Below are 18208 nucleotides of genomic sequence, written 5' to 3'. Positions count from 1 at the left end.
GCTCTTCGGTGATGATCGCCCGGCTCGAGCCACGCCGCTTCGGACCCGTTGCCGCAGGTGAACTCCGCTTGGACGACTGCTCCATCCCGCTCGGCTTCAGCGTCGGGCGCGGCGGTAGACCTTTCAGACGCCGGATCTCATCCTTCAGAGCCGCATTCTCGGCGCGAAGCCCGGCCACCTCTGCCCGCAACTGCAGGATCATGTCGAGCAGGTCCGTAGGGGTCGGCGTTCGAGAATCTGGTGGATCCGCCATGGCCTGACAGAATCACGCCGCCCGCCAAACCGCCACCCTCTCTAACCCGATACACCCGAGTCATAACGCCGCGTCCGCCACCGGTTTTGCCCCGGTTACCTCAAAACGTCGGCAGCTTCGGCCTCACCGCCAGCGCATCCCTGACGATCTTTTCGACCGTCTTGCGGCGCTCGCCCGACAGCGGCTGGCGCGGCATGCGCACGCGGTCGTTGGTGTCGATCGCCAAGACTTCCGCCAGCTTGATGTTCTGCACCAGATAGGTCGACACGTCGAGGTCGAGCAGCGGCCGGAACCAGCGGTAGATTTTCAGCGCCTCCTCGCGGCGGCCCTGCTTCATCAATTGGTAGATGGCGACCGTCTCGCGTGGAAACGCGGTGACCAGACCCGCCACCCAGCCGATGGCGCCGACCGACAGCGCCTCGAACGCGAGATTGTCGACGCCGGTGAACAGATCGTAGCGATCACCGAAGCGGTTGATGATTTCGGTCGAGCGGCGGATGTCGTCGGAGGATTCCTTGATGGCGACAAAACGCTTGTCCTTTGCCAATTCCTCCATCTGGTCGACAGTGACGTCGACGCGATAGGCGAGCCGGTTGGAGTAGATCATCACCGGCAGGTCGCCGGCCTCGGCGACAGCGCGCAGCGCGGCGACCGTCTCCTCCGCATTGGTGTGATAGATCGGGCTCGGCACCACCATCAGCCCATTGGCGCCCTCCTTGGCGGCGCGGCGCGCGATCGCCGCGGCCTCGCGGGTGCCGGCTTCGTTGACCGTCAGCAGAACCGGCTTGCCGGCTGCAAGTTTCTGCGCGGTCTTCAACACCTCGATCTTCTCGTCATGCGACAGCATTGGCCCCTCGCCGAGCGAGCCGCAGACGATGATGCCGTCGCAGCCGGCCTCCATCTGCAGCGCAAAGCAGCGCTCCATCTCGGCGTGGTCGAGGCGGTCGTCTTCGGTGAATTTGGTCGTGACGGCGGGAAAAACTCCGGTCCACATAGTCATTGCTCCATCTGATATATCAGTCGTATATTTATTAAGAAACGGACTGTCAACGCGGAATTCGCTATGATATATCAAAAATATATCAGGAGCTCGCGTTTGATATTCAACGAAACAAGTTCCGCATTCGAACCGGTCGCTGCGAAAGCCTATCGCACGCTCGAACACATGGTCGTGACGCTCGAGCTGGCGCCCGCGAGCTTCGTCACGGAAAGCGCGCTCATCGACAGGCTCGGGCTCGGCCGTACGCCGGTGCGCGAGGCGATCCAGCGGCTGGCGTGGGAGGGACTGCTCGACGTCCGGCCCCGCGCCGGCATCGCCATTGCCCCGCTCCATCCCGGCGACTGGTTGCGCGTTCTCGATGCACGGCGTGGCGTCGAGGTGGTTCTTGCCCGCTCGGCCGCCCGCTTCGTCACCCGTGAGGCCACCGACCTGTTTCACGATGCGGCACTGGCCATGCAGAAGGCAGTGATATCAGGCAACGTGCTGGCCTTCATTCAGGCCGACAAGGCGCTCGACGAAGCGCTGGCACTGGCTGGCGACAACCCCTTCGCCGCGCGGCTGGCGGCTCCCTTGCAGACCCACAGCCGCCGCTTCTGGTTCCGTTACAAGGCCGATACCGGGCTCGCCGAATCGGCCGAGCACCACGTCGCGCTGATCCGCTCGATCCTCGCCGGCGACGAAGACGCCGCCGGCAAGGATGCCAAGCGCCTGATGGCGCTGCTACGAGGCCATGCCGAGGCGGCTGCCACGCGCTGAGACCGCATGCGATCAATGCGTCCTGACCGTCATGCGTCCCGGTCGGCCGGGATCACCACGTTCTCCCAATGTTCGCCAGCCGCAACGATGCAGCTTCTGCCGGCGACATCGGTGACGATGATCGTCCAGGTTCCGGTTTTGGCGACAAAGACTTCCATAATCGCCATATGACCGATCAGCCCGATAGCAAACTGTCTTTCCTGGAACTTCTCGCTCAGGTGGGCGACGAGGTCGCCATGTTCAACGCAGTATTGATATTGGGCGCTTGCGGCGTTCGTACCCACCGCCAATGCGCTAGCAAGAACCAGGGCGCCAGCAAGAACCAGGGTTTTCACCCAACCCAACAGCGATTTGCGTGCCATAGGGCACCTCCTTTGCCATCACGTTCCGGCAAAGGGAGACGCCTCATCTTGCCGGAACGATCCAGGCCGGTTCCGACGTCATCACCATCGCGTCGTTCCTTTCTGTGTTCCGGTCTGTCATCAGGGGACGATTCCAGATGTTCCCACTATGTTCCATATATGGTGTCGGCAACGAAAAAGCGCAAGCAGGCGCCCGTAACGGGCGCCTGTGGATCCGTTTCAAAGTCGTCGCCGAGAACCGCGGCCTGGGCGGCTATTCCGAAACAGCGGCCGCAGCAAGAAAGGGCACGCTCAGGTGCCTGGCAGGGCCGCTGCCTTCAGCGCGCTCTCCCAACCCTCACCCACCGAAACCACGCAGCTTTGACCTCGCGTATCGCTGGCGAGGATGGTCCAGGTGCCCTGATCGGAAACGAAGACTTCAACAATCACATTCGAATTGACGACGCCGAGCGCGGTCGGATTTTCGTGAAACTTCTCGCCGAGCGCCTTGATCATGTCTCCTCGTGCCGCGCATTGCTCGGCCGCCATTGCCGGGGCGGCTGAAAACGTCGCAGCCGCAGCGTAAAGTATCGTCGCCACTAGACGTGCCATCTGACACCTCCCTGCGCCAGACAATGCCCCGAAGCTGTCGCCAGCGCCGTTGGTTGGTCTGCCGCACCTCCTTCGCGGCAGGATTGCAGCTTAAGGATTCTGCTGCCCGCCCGGTTCCATCACATTAGCGTTCACACAGATACGGGCCGCGACCGGACAAGAAAAAGGCCCGGTTTCTGGCCGGGCCTTTTTCGTCTTCCCTCTTAATTCGGGATTCCTAATCGTCCTGCTAATTCATCGTCGGGATGACGAACTCGGCGCCGTCCTTGACGCCGGACGGCCAACGCGAGGTCACCGTCTTGGTCTTGGTGTAGAAGCGGAACGCGTCCGGTCCGTGCTGGTTAAGGTCGCCGAAGGAAGACGCTTTCCAGCCGCCGAACGTGTAGTAGGCGATCGGCACCGGGATCGGCACGTTTACGCCCACCATGCCGACCTGGACCCTCGAGGCGAAGTCGCGGGCGGCATCGCCGTCGCGGGTGAAGATGGCGACGCCGTTGCCCATCTCGTGGTCGTTGGCGAGCTTAATCGCGTTCTCATAGGTCGGCGCACGCACCACCGAGAGCACCGGTCCAAAGATCTCTTCCTTGTAGATGCGCATGTCGGCGGTCACGTTGTCGAACAGACAGCCGCCCATATAGTAGCCGTTCTCGTAGCCCTGCATGGAAAAGCCGCGCCCGTCGACGACCAGCTTGGCGCCTTCCTTAACGCCGGTGTCGACATAGCCCTTGACCCGCTCCAGTGCCTGCGCCGTCACCAGCGGGCCGAAATCGGCGGACGAATCCGTCGACGGGCCGACCTTCAGGCTTTCGACACGCGGCACCAGCTTTTCCATCAGCCGGTTGGCGGTATCGTTGCCGACCGGGACGGCCACCGAGATCGCCATGCAACGCTCGCCGGCCGAGCCGTAGCCGGCGCCGATCAGCGCGTCGACGGTCTGGTCCATGTCGGCGTCGGGCATGATGATCATGTGGTTCTTGGCACCGCCGAAGCACTGCACGCGCTTGCCGGCCGCGCAGCCGCGCGAGTAGATGTACTGGGCGATCGGCGTCGAGCCGACGAAGCCGATGGCCTTGATGTCAGGATCATCGAGGATGGCGTCGACCACGTCCTTGTCGCCATTGACGACGTTGAGGATGCCCGCCGGCAAGCCGGCTTCGATGAACAGCTCGGCGATGCGCATCGGCACGCCCGGATCGCGTTCGGATGGCTTGAGGATGAAGGCATTGCCGCAAGCGATGGCCGGCGCGATCTTCCACAGCGGGATCATCGCCGGGAAATTGAACGGCGTGATGCCGGCGACGACGCCGAGCGGCTGGCGCATCGAATAGACGTCGATACCGGGGCCGGCGCCGTCGGTGAACTCGCCCTTCATCATATGCGGCGCGCCGATGCAGACCTCGACCACTTCCAGGCCGCGCTGGATGTCGCCCTTGGCGTCGGCGATGGTCTTGCCATGTTCGCGCGCCAGAATGTCGGCCAGCGCGTCATAGTCCCTGGCGACCAGTTCGAGGAACTTCATCAGCACGCGCACGCGCCGCTGCGGATTGGTCGCCGCCCAGCCGGGCTGCGCCGCCTTGGCGTTTTCCACCGCCGCACGCAATTCCGCCTGCGAAGCCAGCGCCACCGTGCCGCGCACCGTGCCGTCCATCGGCTGCATGACGTCCTGCTTGCGGCCGCTGGTTCCAGCGACACGCTTGCCGCCGATGAAATGACCGTATTCGATCATGGTTTCTCTCCCTGCATTTGTGATGGGGCATTGTCCGCCTTTGCGCGGCCGATGGCAACGCGAGCGAAAACGCAACCGTTGTGCGGAGAATACATAACGATCAGCACCTGTGCATCAATTGCCGCAAATGGTAGGATATTCCGTCATCGCTGGAATTATTAAGTTGAGTTTCTTCACGTCCCCCTCTGTCCTGCCGGACATCTCCCCCGCAAGGGGGGTAGGCGGGAGCGTGGCGCTCGTTACTAAAACGGACCGTTCCCATGAACTGGGATGACGTCCGCATCTTTCTGGCGGTGGCGCGTGCCGGCCAGATCCTCGGCGCGGCCAGGCGGCTGGAGCTCAACCACGCCACCGTCTCGCGCCGCATCGCCGCGCTCGAGGACGCGCTACGCACGAAACTCTTTCGCCGGCTGACCACCGGCAGTGAGCTGACGCCGGCAGGCGAGCGCTTCCTCGACATCGCCGAGCGCATGGAAGGCGACATGATTGCCGCGCGCTCGACCGTGGCGGGCGAAGGCGACGATGTCTCCGGCACTGTGCGTATCGGCGCGCCGGACGGTTTTGGCGTCGCCTTCCTGGCCAAGCGCCTCGGCGCGCTGACGGCGCTTCACCGCGAACTCACCATCCAGTTGGTGCCGGTGCCGCGGTCCTTCTCACTGTCCAGGCGCGAAGCCGACATCGCCATCACCGTGGAGCGGCCGACGGAAGGCAGGCTGGTGGCGGGGAAGCTGGTCGACTACACGCTCGGCCTGTTCGCCTCCCGCGCCTACGCCAAGGCGCACGGCCTGCCCGAGACGGTCGCCGAGCTTGGCCGGCACACCCTCATAGGCTACGTGCCGGACCTGATCGTCAGCCCCTCGCTCGACTATGCGACCGAATTCAGCGCCGACTGGCGCACCAGCTTCGCCATCTCCTCGGCACTCGGCCAGGCCGAAGCGGTGCGCTCCGGCGCCGGCATCGGCATCCTGCACACTTTCGTCGCCCGTTCGATGCCGGAACTGGTGGCTGTCGACATCGTGGCGCCCATCCGCCGCGCCTACTGGTTGGTCTATCACGAATCGGTCAGGCCGTTGCGGCGCGTCCAGATCGTCGCAAGCTTCATCGCCAAGGCGGTGGAACGGGAACGCGGATTGTTCGTCTGACGGGATTCATCCGACGTGGTTAAATTGTATGTCCTCAAAACCGCTGCGCAGTTTTGAGCGAAGTGTGTTGGAGCTTGCCCCAAGTTGCGCGGCAAGTTTCTCACCGCCTCAAAGGCGAGGGATGGAATAAAGCCTTCTTATCCTACCTGACATATCGCTCCGGTCCGAGGTCACGGACGTCGATGTCCGGCACCCGGCTGGAGATGATGTCGGCCAGGACCTTGGCCGAGCCGCAGGCCATGGTCCAGCCGAGCGTGCCATGGCCGGTGTTGAGATAGAGATTGGAGAACTCGGTGCGGCCGATCAACGGCGGCCCGTCCGGTGTCATCGGCCGCAACCCGCACCAGAAGGTCGCCGACCGCATGTCGCCGCTGCCTGGAAAAAGGTCGCCGACCGAATGTTCCAGCGTGCGGCGCCGCGATTCATGCAGCCTCAGGTCGAAGCCAGAAATCTCCGCCGTGCCACCGACCCGGATGCGGTCGCCGAGCCTGGTGATCGCCACCTTGTAGGTCTCGTCCATCACCGTCGACACCGGTGCTGCGGCAGCATCCTTGATCGGCACGGTGATCGAATAGCCCTTGACCGGGTAGACCGGTATGGACCGTTTCAGCATGCGCATGAACTTGGCCGAATAGCTGCCCATCGCCATCACATAGGCGTCGGCAGTCTTCCAGCCCTTGCTCGTGTTGATGCTGGCGATACTGTTGCGCTTGCGCATGATGCGCCTGACCGACATGTCGTATTCGAAGGTGACGCCGCGCGCCACGCAGAGCTCCGCCAGACGATCGGTGAACATCTTGCAGTCGCCGGTTTCGTCGCCCGGCAGCCGCAGGCCGCCGACGAATTTTTCACGCACCCCCGCCAGTCCCGGCTCGGCCGCGATGCAGCCGTCGGGATCGAGGATCTCGTAAGGAACGCCATATGTCTTAAGCACCTCGACATCGCCGGCTGTGCCGTCGAGCTGCTGTTGCGTGCGAAAAAGCTGCAGCGTCCCCTTGGTACGCTCGTCATAGGTAATGCCGGTCGCTTCGCGCAGCGCCTTCAGCGTCTCGCGGCTGTATTCGGCCACGGGCACCATGCGCGCCTTGTTCACCGCATAGCGCTCGGCCGTGCAGTTGCGCAGCATCTTGACCAGCCATATCCACATATGCGGATCGAGAGTCGGCCGCACCGCCAGCGGGCCATGCTTCATCAACAGCCATTTGATCGCCTTCAGCGGAACGCCGGGACCGGCCCAGGGCGAGGCGTAACCGGGCGAGATCTCGCCGGCATTGGCAAAGCTGGTTTCCAGCGCCGGGCCCTTCTGGCGGTCGATCACCGTCACTTCATGGCCGTCCTCGGCAAGATAATAAGCGGTGGTGACCCCGATGACGCCGCCGCCCAGCACGAAGATCTTCATCGCACAACTCTCCACAACTACGTCTTGCTCTATAGCGCCGCACGTCTTTTCAGACGCGCAAGGACGCCGTAGCACTTCGCATGCCCCCCAGGGCCGAAAATCGAAACCGATTTTCGCGGTCATGCGCTAGGCCAGGGTCATCGTCGCTCTCTGTCTGCCGGATTTTGCGGCGTCCGCCAAGTGCCCAAGCATGTCACCCAAAGCATGCCTTCGGACTTGAGCCGAGGTGCGCAGCGGTTCTGGCATGACGACATGCGTAAGAAAAAAGCCCGCGCGCTATCCATTCACATAGCGACGGTGAAAGCGGTGTCCGAGGCTGGTCAGGATTTCGTAGCCAATGGTGCCGGCATGGCCAGCCGCCTGGTCCACCGTCTGCGACAGCCCGATCAGTTCGACGAGATCGCCTGCCTTCAGCCTGTCTGGCGGCAGCGCCGAAATGTCGAGAACGATCGAGTCCATCGACACGCGTCCGAGGAAGGGCAACCGCACGTTTTCGAACCAGGCGGCCGAGGCAGCGCGTCGATGCCAGCCATCGGCATAGCCAAGCGAGATCGTTGCAGCGACCAGCGGGTCGGTCACGTGAAAAACATGGCCATAGCCTACACCGGCTCCCTCATCGAGCCTGCGCGTCTGGATCACCTTTGCTTGAAGCCGTACCACCGGCAGCATCGGGTTCGGTTCGGTCGGCGTCGGATTGATGCCGTAGAGCGCCGCACCGGGACGGGCGAGGTCGTAATGAAAGGGCTGCCCAAGAAAGATGCCTGAGGAATTGGCAAGCGAGGCCGGCGCCTTCGGCAGCATCTTGCGCAGCCGTTCGAATTCCAGCCGCTGCTGCTCGTTGGCCGGATGCTCGGGCTCGTCGGCGCGAGCCAGATGGCTCATCACGAAGGTGACGTCGATACCGTCGAAACCCTGCGGATCGGCGGTGACCGCTTCCACCTCCACTGCCGCCATGCCGAGCCGCGACATGCCGCTGTCGACCTGGATTGCAGCCTTGAGCTTACGGCCCGCCCGCTGCGCCGCCGCGCGCCAGGCGGCGAGTTGGCCGACGCTGTTGATGACCGCGCCCAGCTGCGCTTCGACGGCTTCGCCTTCCGCGCCCGGGTGAATGCCGTTCAGCACATAGATCGCCGGCCGTGAAGCGAGCGCCTGCCGCAGCAAGACACCCTCGGCCAGATGCGCGACGAAAAAAATAGCGCAGCCTTCGGCCGCCAGCGCCGCCGCCACCTGGGCCCCGCCGAGCCCGTAGCCGTCGGCCTTGACGACACCCGCGCAGTTGACGCCGCCCAGCCGCGCCTTGAGCCGCCGGTAGTTCGCACGGATGGCGCCGAGATCGACGGTCAATATGGCGCCGGCCGCCGCTTCGCTGATCGGCGCGACTTTGACGGCAACCCTTTCAGATTTTTTGGAGGCGTCGTTCATGCCAACCCCGTCTGCAGCGGATTGGCCATCAATAAGGCCACCACACCCAGGCGGCAACTGTCGCGGCCACCTTAAGGTATGTTGAGATTCAGGTCAGGCCGCGCCGAGAATGGTGGATTCTGAGAACCGGAGCGGAGCGTACTCAAAGTACGTGAGCACCGGAAGCGCGGGAAACCGCCGTTCGGCATCACCTGAATATCGACATACCCTAGGCCACCAGATGCCGGAAAGCCGCCACCACGTCCTCATAGACCCGACGTTTGAACGGCACGATCAGATCGGGCAATTCCTGCATCGGCCGCCAGGCCCATTTGTCGAACTCGGCGGTGTGACCGCCCGGAGGCGGATTGATCTCGATCTCGCTCGTGTCGCCGTGAAAGCGAAAGGCAAACCATTTTTGCGTCTGGCCGCGATACCTGCCCTTGAAGGCGACGCCGACCAGATCGGCCGGCAGGTCGTAATTGATCCAGTGCGGCGCTTCGGCCAAAAGCGAAATCGAGCGCATGCCGGTCTCTTCGTACAGCTCCCGCTCCGCCGCCCGCAGCGGCTCCTCGCCCTTGTCGATGCCGCCCTGCGGCATCTGCCAGAGCTGGGTCGCGCCGGCGAATTCGCTGTCCGGCTCGGCAATGCGATGCCCGACCCAGACTAGCCCGTCTACGTTGAGGATCATCAGCCCGACACAGGGGCGGTAAGGCAGCGTTTCGGGATCGACCGGCTTTTTCTTCGCCATGCTCAACCTTTTTCCGGATCCATCGCCACCGCCGAGATCGGCACGATCTCGACACCGCGCTTCTTGGCCTCGATCACCCAGGACGACACGGTGTCGACCGTCAGGTCGAAGGCCGAGCCGATGCCGACGGCAAAGCCCTTCGCCCGCGCGGTGGCCTCCAGTTCGTCCAGCTTTTTCAATATGGCGCCGCGGTCCCGTACGGCATCGATCGACGTGTCGCCGGCAACGAAGGGCACGCCGTCCTTGAGCGCCAGGTCGGACGCGAGGCTGCGCGCCGACGAACCATCGTCGACATAGGCCAGGCCACGCCTGCCGAGCTCGGCCATCAGCGGCCGCATCGCCGCCGCATCCGCCGAAAAACGCGCGCCCATATAGTTCATGATGCCGGTGTAATTGGTCGTCCGCGAGAGCGCCCAGCGCAAATTCTTCAAATTCTCGTCCGGCGTCGCCGCGACCGTCAGCGTGTTGCGGCCGGGATTGACGTTCGGATAGTCGAACGGTTCGAGCGGCACCTGCATGACGATCTCATGGCCTTCCTGCCGCGCCGCCTGCATCCAGCGGCCGATGCTGTTGCCCTGCGACGCGAAGCCTAGCGTCACTTCGGCTGGCAGCTTGGCGATGGCCGCCTGCGTGCCGGTCTGCGACACGGCAAGCCCGCCGATGACGATCGCTACGCGCGCGCCGCGCGCGCCGGACCACGGCCGCGCATAGACATCGAACGGCCGTCGGCCGTCGGCGGCGCGAACCGGCAACGGGCCGGTCTCGCTGGTCTCGACCAGCGCCCTGTCGGGAATGTGCGCGATCCTCAGGTTCTGGCCGATCGTGGAAGGGTCGTGGATGACGATGGCCACCCCGGGCGGACCACCGCTCTCTTCGGTCGGCATATGGATGATCTGCGGTCCACTTGTCTTGGGCACCGCTTCGGCCTTAGGAGCAGGCGCTGGCTCAGTGGTCGGCGCTGCTGCGGATTCGACCACCGCCGTCGCCTTCGGAGTCGAAACCGCGGCTTCTTGCGGTTTTCGAAACGGCTTTTCGCGCAGCGCGATCGCGCTGGAGACACCGATCACGGCCAGCACCAGGAGAGTGGCCGCGACCGCGCCGGCGCTGAACCCGCGCGCCGCGCGCGGCGGCCGGACGGCCTGTCCGAGCGGGCGTTCGATGTCCTTGCCGATATCAGCCAAGCCGCATCCCCGGGCGCATGACCGCCGAAAAGTGCGACCACTTTTCGCAAAGATTCATGCGCGATCCAAAACTGTTGGCACGTCCCTGGGGACGCACGGCACCCCAGCCGCGGGTCCCCCGAATCAAACTGCCGGAACCTCGCGGCCCCGGCAGCATCGCATCGCTTCGATCAGGCGGCCAGACCTGTTTGCCCGGCCGATCGACCTTACTGGTTCAAAACAGCCCTTACTGGTTCAAGACAGCTTTGTCCGGATTCGGCGGGAACGCCGGATCGGTCTTTTCGCCGCGCAGCAACTGCTCGGCAAAGATGAGCTGCAGATCGTCCTTCGGCTCCGGCGGCACATAGGCTGCCGAACCCGAACCGGTGTCACCCTCGTCGGTGCCCTTGATGTGGCCCTTGAGGTCCGACTCACCGCGCGTCAGATCCCTGCCCTGCAGTTCCGGCGGCAACGGCTGGTCCACCTTGATGTCGGGCGTGATGCCCTTGCCCTGGATCGACTTGCCGGACGGCGTATAATAGAGCGCCGTCGTCAGGCGCAGCGCACCGTTCTCGCCGAGCGGGACGATGGTCTGCACCGAACCCTTGCCGAAGGATTGCGTGCCGACCACCGTGGCGCGACGCAGATCCTGCAGCGCGCCGGCGACGATTTCGGACGCACTGGCCGAACCGCCATTGACGAGCACGACCAGCGGCTTGCCGTCGATGTCGTCGCCGGGCCGTGCGTCGAAGCGGGTGACGTCCTTCGGATCGCGGCCGCGGGTCGAGACGATCTCGCCACGGTTGAGGAAGGCGTCGGAGACGCTCACCGCCTGGTCGAGCAGCCCGCCCGGATTGAGGCGCAGATCGAGCACATAGCCCTTGAGCTTGTCGTTCGGCACCTGCTTCTTGATGGTGTCGATGGCGCTCTCGAGGTCGTCAAGGGTCTTTTCGGTGAAGGAGGTGATCTTCATGTAGCCGATGTCGTCATCGACCCGGACCTTGACCGCCTTGACCTTGATGATGGCGCGCACCACCGTCAGCTCGATCGGCTTGTCGGCGCCCTCGCGCAGGATAGTGAGCTTGATCGGCGTGTTGACCAGCCCGCGCATCTTCTCGACGGCGTCGTTGAGGCTCAGGCCGCGGACCTCCTCGCCGTCGATCTTGGCAATATAGTCGCCGGCAAGCACGCCCGCCTTGGCGGCCGGCGTATCGTCGATTGGCGTGATCACCTTGACCAGGTCGTTCTCCATGGTGACCTCGATGCCGAGGCCGCCGAACTCGCCCTTGGTCTGCACACGCATGTCCTGCGCCTCTTCGGCGTTCATGTAGGAGGAGTGCGGATCGAGCGAGGTAAGCATGCCGTTGATGGCGTTTTCGACCAGCGACTTGTCGTCGGGCGGCGTCACATATTGCGCCCGCACCCGCTCGAAGATGTCCCCGAAGATCGCCAGTTGCTTATAGGTCTCGGAGCCCGCAGCGTTCGCCGTCGAGCCGGGCGCACCATAGACCAGGCTCATCGCGGATGCGCCCATCAGCGCACCGGCAAACAGAAGCGACAATTTCCGCATCATCTCACGTCCTTCCAGAGAAACGGTCCGCCCACCATGGGGCCGGATCGACGGGTTTTCCATCCTTGCGGAACTCAACATAGAGTTCCGGCGTGGCATTTCCATTCTTCGATGCCGAGGTGCTCGCCACCCGGGCCTCACCCATCGCGCCGATCGGCTCTCCTGCGAGCACCGACTGACCAGACGCGACGCTGATTCTGCTCATCCCCGCCAAAACGACATGATAGCCGTCACCCGCGTTCAGGATCAAGAGTTGACCATAGGAGCGAAAAGGTCCGGCATAAAGCACATTTCCGTCCGCTGGCGCCGTGACGATGGCTCCCGATTGTGTCGCAACCATGTCGCCGAGCATCACTGCGCCGTTACCGTTGTCGGCCCCGAACCGCCGCTTGATCTTGCCGGTGACCGGCAGCGCGATCTGCCCCTGAAGTGCCGAAAACGGCGCGGCGGCGGTGAGACGGTTGGCCTCCGGCACCGGCAGGGCCGCCAGTTCCGTCTGTGCCGGGGCCTTGTCTTGTGCCGGGGCCTTGTCTTGTGCCGGGGCCTTGTCGGCGTCCGCGGTCTTCTGCTCGGCTGCCTTCGCCGCGTCCGCTGCCTTGCGGGCCTTGTCGGCCTCGAGCGAGGCGATCAGTTCCTTCAGGCTGCCGGCCTTGGCCGCAAGTGCTGCGGATCGCTGCTTTTCCGCAGCCAGCGCCGCCTCCGTCTCGGCCTCGAGCTTCTGCTTGGCTTCGAGCAGCATGCTGAGCCGCTTCTTTTCCGCCGTCTGCTCGCCGACCGCCGCCGTCAGCCGCGCCCGCTCCGCCTCGATCGAGGCCGTCACCCGAGACTGCTCCTTGAGATCCACCAGCAATATGCCGGTCTGCTGGCGCAGTTCAGGCACCACGGCGCCGAGCAGGATGGCACTGCGCACCGACGACAGCGCGTCCTCCGGCTTGACCAGGATGGCCGGCGGCGGATTGAGCCCCATCCGCTGCAGCGCTGCCAGCACCTCTGCCAGAACGTCGCGTCTTGCGGCCAGCGAGGCGCGGATTTTCTGCTCCTCGCCCTTCAGCCCTTCCAGCCTGGCGCCAATATCCTCGATGTCCTGGCCGAGCTTCTGCTCGGTCATCGCCGATTGGATCAGCGCTGCGGTGATCGAGGCATGGTCCTTCTTGACCGTCGCCATATCGGCGGCGAGCTTGGCCAGCCGCTCCGACGACAGCGTGATCTCTTTCGATACCCGTTCGTATTCGGCGCGGCTCTGGTCCGGGTCAGGCACCATGTCGAGCCTGTCCTGCGCCCGCGCAGCACCGAGCGACAGCACGAGCGCCGCCGCTGCCAAGCCGCAGCGTGCGCGCCAAAAGCCCGTTCGCGATTTCCAACCTTCAGACATTGAAGCCCGACTCTATGCGTGGCTTCGTTAACGAACAATCAACCATGTTCGAGAGCCCGCCGACCGCGAGCAATCTCGTGACGCATTGAGGCGAAAATCCGGGCGGCTCGCGCCAATCCACCGGTTTCGGTTGGAGCCTGCAAGGACTCACGAGCGATGATAGGGATGGCCGGACAGGATCGTGGCGGCCCGGTAAAGCTGCTCGCCCAACATGACACGGATCAACTGGTGCGGCCATGTCAGCGCGCCGAACGACACCATCAGATCGGCCTGATCGCGCAGCGGCTGGTCGTGGCCGTCGGCGCCGCCGATGGCGATGACCAGCGCCTTGCGCCCGCCGTCGCGCCAAAGACCGATGCGGCCGGCGAATTCCTCGGAGGAAAGGTTCTTGCCGCGCTCGTCGAGCAGCATCAGCGCGGTGCCCGGCTGCAAATGCGTCTGCAGTTTCTGGCCTTCCTCGCGCCGGCGCTCACTGGCGCTCTGGGCGCGGCCTTCCGCAGTCTCGGCAATGCCGGCGAATTCGAGCCCGATTGCCGGGCCGCTCTTGGCGAAGCGCTCGAAGTAACGGTCCGCGAGCAGCTTCTCGGGGCCGGTTTTCATTCGGCCCACGGCATGAACGGTAATCTTCATCCCTACCTCAAAGAGCCGCTAATGCATGTCGCCCAAGAAGCCTGCCCTCGACCTAACCCCGGAGTGGTCACGGTTTTGAGACTACGACATGCATCAAAACGATACGGCTCAGTGCAGGGTCTCTTCCTCGAGGTCCGGCGCCTGCCACATCTTTTCGAGATTGTAGAAGTCGCGGACTTCGGGACGGAAGACATGGACGATAATATCGCCTGAATCGATCAGGACCCAGTCGGCGCCAGCCAGCCCCTCGACGCGCGCCGTGCCGAGCCCGGCATCCTTGAGCGCCTTGAGGAGATGATCGGCGACAGCCGAGACATGACGGTGCGATCGGCCGGACGCGATGACCATATAGTCACCGAGGCTCGATTTTCCCTGAATGTCGATTGAGACGATGTTTTCGGCCTTGGAGTCTTCCAGACTGGCAAGGACTGTCTTGATGGCGCGGGACACGGCGTCATTTACGCTGATCCCGGCCGGCGAAGGCACGATATCGGCCTTCTTCCGCAGTGCTGTTCTCAGTGTATTTCCTTTCGCAGCAAGAACAACCAAATCACCCTTTAAAGCAGGTGACACCCTTAGATAGGCAGAGTTGCGTTGCAGTTTCAAGACGGCAGCCCCTGCTATCGCCGAATGACCGGCCGATCGCCCGGTTCCGCCGCCGGAGAAAAATCGGAACTCTTCGCACTTCGCAGGGTTATCGGCTCAGCGACCCCATTGGATCTCCCCATGCCCAGCGACCCTCAAAACGCTCTTCCCATCGTGCAGTCCGGCCTTGCGCAGCTCAGTACCCTGATCGTCTCCTACTCTTTCTCGGCCGTCGGTGCCGTCATCCTGCTGGTCGTCGGCTACATCGTCGCCGGCCTCACCCAGCGATCGATCTATGCCGGCCTCGGCCATATCCATGGCTTCGACGTGACGCTGCGCCACTTCTTCTCGAGGATCGCCCGCTACGCCATCCTGATCCTCGTCGTCATCATGGTGCTCGGTCAGTTCGGCGTGCAGACGGCCTCGATCATTGCCGCCATCGGCGCCATCGGCCTGGCCATCGGCCTCGCACTGCAGGTACGCTGCAGAACATCGCCGCCGGCATCATGCTCTTGGCGCTGCGGCCATTCCGCATCGGCGAACATGTCGAGGTCGGCGCCATCGCCGGGACCATCGAGGAAATCGGGCTGTTCGCCACCACGCTGAGAACGGTTGACGGCGTCTACATCCTCGCCCCCAATTCGACGCTGTGGAACCAGCCTGTCCGCAACTATACGCGCAACGGTGCCCGCCGCGGCGACATCACGCTGACCATCGGCTCGTGGAACGATATCGATCTCGCGCAAAAGACCATGCTTGGCGTCGCCGCCACCGAGCGGCGCATCAGGCGGGAGCCGGCGCCGATTGCATTTGTGGCGACCGTCGGCGGCAGCAACGTCGCCATCACATTGCGCTACTGGACCTCGGCTGCGGATTTCTTCGCCACCCAGATCGATCTCACCAAACGCGCCAAGCAGGCTTTCGACAGCGAAGGCATTTCGATTCCCGCGCCGCCGCCGGAAGCGCCACGGCCGGAAGCTGGCACCAGACAGTGAGATGATCAATTCCCAGCGTAGGTCTACTTGTCCGCGCGGCGCTGCTCTTCCGACGGAAAGGCAAGATCGACCGGCAGCGGCGCCTGCGCCGTCATCGGCGCGAAATTGCCGGTCTCGGCGGCGGGAACAGGCGACATCGCCACCACACGCCACAGCACGAACAGGCAAAAAACGGCGGCAATGACGATGGCCACATAGATGAAGGCCTGCGTTCCATAGACAGCGGAAAGCCCGGTCACGATGCCGGGAACGATGAAGCCGGACAGCGACCACGCAAACAGAAGCGAACTGGACAACGCCACCATATCATCCTTGCCGGAGCGGTCGGCGGCATGCGCGCTGGCCAGCGAATAGATCGATTCCGACGCGCCGTCCCAGACCACATAGATGACGACCAGCGCCGCCAGCGCACCACTGTCGAAGCCGAGGGCGAACAGGCCCGCCACCAAGGCAAGCGCCGAAGCGGCGACCAGCACGAAGCGTCGGTCGGTGCGGTCGGAAATCCAGCCGAGCGGGATCTGCAGGATCAACGTGCCGACCGGCATCGCCGACAGCAGCAGCGCCACATCCGCCTGGCTGTAGCCCTTGGCCGTGGCATGGATCGGCGCGAAGCCCGAAATCGTCATCGACAGGCCGCCGACGGCAACCATGCCGGCGACGCCCACCGGCGAAATCCGCCAGGCCCGGGCAAGCGCGACCGACGCCGCCTGCGGCGGCGGCGGCTGGGCGAGCCGCGTCAGTCCCACAGGCAGGATCGACAGCGCGGTGAAGGCGATGCCGATCAGCGGCGCGTCCGCAGCCCTTATATCGATCAGCGCCAGTGTGGAGTAGCCGACGCCGAGCCCAGCGACATAGGCGACGTAGAAGAAGGCCATGACCCTGCCGCGTATGGCGTTGGCGACGACGTCGTTCAGCCAGCTTTGCGCGACGATGAACAGGCCGCATATGGCAAAGCCATAGAGCGCGCGTGCCGCGATCCACGACAAAGGGTGCGGCCCGGCGCCGACGGCGGCATTGGACAGCACGATCAGCGCCGACAGCACCATGAACGCGCGAGCATGCCCCACTCTGCGCACCAGCGGCCCGGTCAGGATGCAGCCTGCCAGGCCGCCGGCCGAAAGGCCAGTAACGATCAGCCCGGCCCAGGTCGGATCGAAACCCTCGGCGCCGAGCCGGACCGGAATGTAGGCGAACATCAGTCCGTTGCCGACCGCGACCAGTGCCATCGACAGCACGACGCTGGCAATCGCGATCGCCGGCGTCGACGGCCTGCGCTGCTCCGGGTCGCGCCTTGTCTGGTTTCGCTCGAGAATCGTCATGCCTGCACAGGATCGCCCATGGATCGGAGAAAAGCCGCCGCAAATGCGACATGGCCGGGTAGGCCTTCTCCCCTTGCGGAGAAGGCAAGTCCGTGCAGGCTCAGCCCTGCGCCATTTTGCGAATCGCGCTCGACGACAGCGACGAGCGCGGACCGTGGATGAAGGTCCAGGCCGGCGCTTTCATGCGGGCGAGGCGTGGCGCGTCGCCCTCGTCGACGCGCGCGTAGTCAAAGGTCTTGGCAACGACCGACGACAGGAACGACAGCGTGGCGCCCGGGCGATCGATTACCGCGATCGGGAACGTCATCACGATCTGGCGCCAGCGCTGCCAGTGGTGGAAATCGCGCAAGGAATCGGCACCCATGATCCAGACGAAGTCGACGCCGGGATTGCGCGCCTTGACCAGAGCCACCGTGTCGGCAGTGAAGCGGACATGATGGGCTGCCTCGAAGGCGGTGACCTTGACCTTCGGGTTCCTGGCGATCCGCTCGGACAGGCGCAGCCGCTCGGCCAGCGGCGCCAGCTCCCGCGCGCTCTTGAGCGGATTGCCCGGTGTCACCATCCACCACAACTGATCGAGCGCCAGGCGTCTGAGCGCAATCTCCGCGACCAGCGCATGACCGGCATGGGCGGGATTGAACGAGCCGCCGAACAGGCCGACGGCAAGGCCTTTTCCGGCATGCGGCATCTTGAGGTAGCGGGAGGGAACGGGATGTTCGGACGAGGAAAGCATGCGTCAGGCGCCCCCCTCTGTCCTGCCGGACATCTCCCCCTCAAGGGGGGAGATCGGATGCCGCATAGACTTTCGCCAATCGCCGGCGTCGCAACAGGGGCGCCAAGGGGGAAGCAGCCAATCTCCCCCCTTGCGGGACCGTTGCGCAGTTTCAGGAGAGCGCTGGCGGGAACGGGTTTGGCGCCGGTTTTCGTTTGTTTTTGGGTTTTGGGGTGTCCTGTCTGGGGTTTCAGGCGGCGGTCCGGCCCTGTGTGGCCGGAATCCGGGCGCACCTATCCTGTGATGGCGGCCCATCGGCGCATGTTGAAGGCGATGGCCGCCATCGTCACCTGGGCGGCTGCCTTGGCCAGCCCGACATAGCGGATCGTGGTCAGCTTCATGCGGCGCTTGAGCATGGCGAAAGTGGTCTCCACCGCAGCCCGCCGTCTGGCGATCAGGCGGTTGTAGCGTTTGAGCCGCGGCG

Annotated in this window: 18 protein-coding genes and 1 pseudogene; 3 read left to right on the top strand and 16 right to left on the bottom strand. The window is 64.2% G+C overall.

The annotated features are described in order from the left end of the window. Positions 1-202, bottom strand: a 202-nt coding sequence (locus tag IQ26_RS40150) for a septum formation initiator family protein (RefSeq protein ID WP_240547313.1), incomplete at its 3' end; no start/stop codon positions are given. A gap of 151 nt (positions 203-353) precedes the next feature. After that, on the bottom strand, positions 354-1247 hold the full coding sequence (locus IQ26_RS36475) for a dihydrodipicolinate synthase family protein (RefSeq protein WP_145723214.1): 894 nt from the start codon (positions 1245-1247) through the stop codon (positions 354-356). Between the two features lie 69 nt (positions 1248-1316). On the opposite strand from IQ26_RS36475, the gene IQ26_RS36470 reads away from it, so the two are divergent. Further along, a complete protein-coding gene (locus IQ26_RS36470) occupies positions 1317-2009 on the top strand; it encodes a GntR family transcriptional regulator (protein ID WP_145723213.1) in 693 nt (230 codons plus the stop codon). A gap of 29 nt (positions 2010-2038) precedes the next feature. Here the strand turns inward: IQ26_RS36470 and IQ26_RS36465 are convergent, their stop codons facing one another. The 3 genes from IQ26_RS36465 to IQ26_RS36455 form a co-directional block, all read right to left on the bottom strand. Continuing rightward, a complete protein-coding gene (locus IQ26_RS36465) occupies positions 2039-2371 on the bottom strand; it encodes a hypothetical protein (protein WP_145723212.1) in 333 nt (110 codons plus the stop codon). Between the two features lie 291 nt (positions 2372-2662). After that, positions 2663-2962, bottom strand: coding sequence for a hypothetical protein (locus tag IQ26_RS36460; RefSeq protein WP_145723211.1), 300 nt, complete (start codon positions 2960-2962; stop codon positions 2663-2665). Between the two features lie 229 nt (positions 2963-3191). Then, positions 3192-4688, bottom strand: a complete 1497-nt coding sequence (locus IQ26_RS36455) for a CoA-acylating methylmalonate-semialdehyde dehydrogenase (protein WP_145723210.1) — start codon at positions 4686-4688, stop codon at positions 3192-3194. 260 nt (positions 4689-4948) lie between these two features. Between IQ26_RS36455 and IQ26_RS36450 the strand changes: the two genes are divergently transcribed. Further along, on the top strand, positions 4949-5830 hold the full coding sequence (locus IQ26_RS36450; protein WP_145723209.1) for a LysR family transcriptional regulator: 882 nt from the start codon (positions 4949-4951) through the stop codon (positions 5828-5830). A gap of 142 nt (positions 5831-5972) precedes the next feature. Here the strand turns inward: IQ26_RS36450 and IQ26_RS36445 are convergent, their stop codons facing one another. The 8 genes from IQ26_RS36445 to rsfS all read right to left on the bottom strand — a co-directional run bounded on the left by IQ26_RS36445 (position 5973) and on the right by rsfS (position 14599). Next, positions 5973-7229, bottom strand: a complete 1257-nt coding sequence (locus IQ26_RS36445) for a D-amino acid dehydrogenase (protein WP_145723208.1) — start codon at positions 7227-7229, stop codon at positions 5973-5975. 276 nt (positions 7230-7505) lie between these two features. Then, on the bottom strand, positions 7506-8651 hold the full coding sequence (gene alr, locus IQ26_RS36440; RefSeq protein ID WP_145723207.1) for an alanine racemase: 1146 nt from the start codon (positions 8649-8651) through the stop codon (positions 7506-7508). Positions 8652-8859: 208 nt separating this feature from the next. Further along, positions 8860-9381, bottom strand: coding sequence for an RNA pyrophosphohydrolase (locus IQ26_RS36435; RefSeq protein ID WP_145723206.1), 522 nt, complete (start codon positions 9379-9381; stop codon positions 8860-8862). A 2-nt stretch (positions 9382-9383) separates the two neighbouring features. After that, the gene (locus IQ26_RS36430; protein WP_145723205.1) at positions 9384-10562 is read right to left on the bottom strand and encodes a divergent polysaccharide deacetylase family protein; all 1179 of its coding nucleotides are present in this window, start codon (positions 10560-10562) and stop codon (positions 9384-9386) included. A 226-nt stretch (positions 10563-10788) separates the two neighbouring features. Further along, entirely contained in the window at positions 10789-12114 is a 1326-nt protein-coding gene (locus IQ26_RS36425) for a S41 family peptidase (protein ID WP_145723204.1), read from the bottom strand. A gap of 1 nt (position 12115) precedes the next feature. After that, positions 12116-13483, bottom strand: coding sequence for a murein hydrolase activator EnvC family protein (locus IQ26_RS36420; protein ID WP_145723203.1), 1368 nt, complete (start codon positions 13481-13483; stop codon positions 12116-12118). 147 nt (positions 13484-13630) lie between these two features. Further along, entirely contained in the window at positions 13631-14113 is a 483-nt protein-coding gene (gene rlmH / locus IQ26_RS36415; RefSeq protein ID WP_145723202.1) for a 23S rRNA (pseudouridine(1915)-N(3))-methyltransferase RlmH, read from the bottom strand. A gap of 108 nt (positions 14114-14221) precedes the next feature. After that, positions 14222-14599 carry a ribosome silencing factor gene (rsfS, locus tag IQ26_RS36410; RefSeq protein WP_023800052.1) on the bottom strand — a complete coding sequence of 126 codons (378 nt, stop codon included), beginning with the start codon at positions 14597-14599 and terminating at the stop codon, positions 14222-14224. Between the two features lie 240 nt (positions 14600-14839). Here rsfS and IQ26_RS41365 point away from each other — a divergent pair. Then, a pseudogene (locus IQ26_RS41365) lies at positions 14840-15693 on the top strand (mechanosensitive ion channel family protein). A gap of 23 nt (positions 15694-15716) precedes the next feature. Here IQ26_RS41365 and IQ26_RS36400 read toward each other — a convergent pair. The 3 genes from IQ26_RS36400 to IQ26_RS36385 form a co-directional block, all read right to left on the bottom strand. Beyond that, complete coding sequence (locus IQ26_RS36400; RefSeq protein ID WP_145723201.1) at positions 15717-17012, bottom strand: MFS transporter; 1296 nt, start codon at positions 17010-17012, stop codon at positions 15717-15719. Positions 17013-17112: 100 nt separating this feature from the next. Continuing rightward, complete coding sequence (locus tag IQ26_RS36395; RefSeq protein WP_145723215.1) at positions 17113-17700, bottom strand: nicotinate-nucleotide adenylyltransferase; 588 nt, start codon at positions 17698-17700, stop codon at positions 17113-17115. A gap of 317 nt (positions 17701-18017) precedes the next feature. Continuing rightward, positions 18018-18208, bottom strand: a 191-nt coding sequence (locus IQ26_RS36385) for a transposase (RefSeq protein ID WP_145723199.1), incomplete at its 5' end; no start/stop codon positions are given.

This window comes from Mesorhizobium tianshanense, assembly GCF_007830515.1.
Taxonomy (GTDB): domain Bacteria; phylum Pseudomonadota; class Alphaproteobacteria; order Rhizobiales; family Rhizobiaceae; genus Mesorhizobium; species Mesorhizobium tianshanense.
The sequence above is the reverse complement of the archived record's forward strand: the minus strand, read 5'-3'. Positions and strand labels throughout refer to the sequence as shown.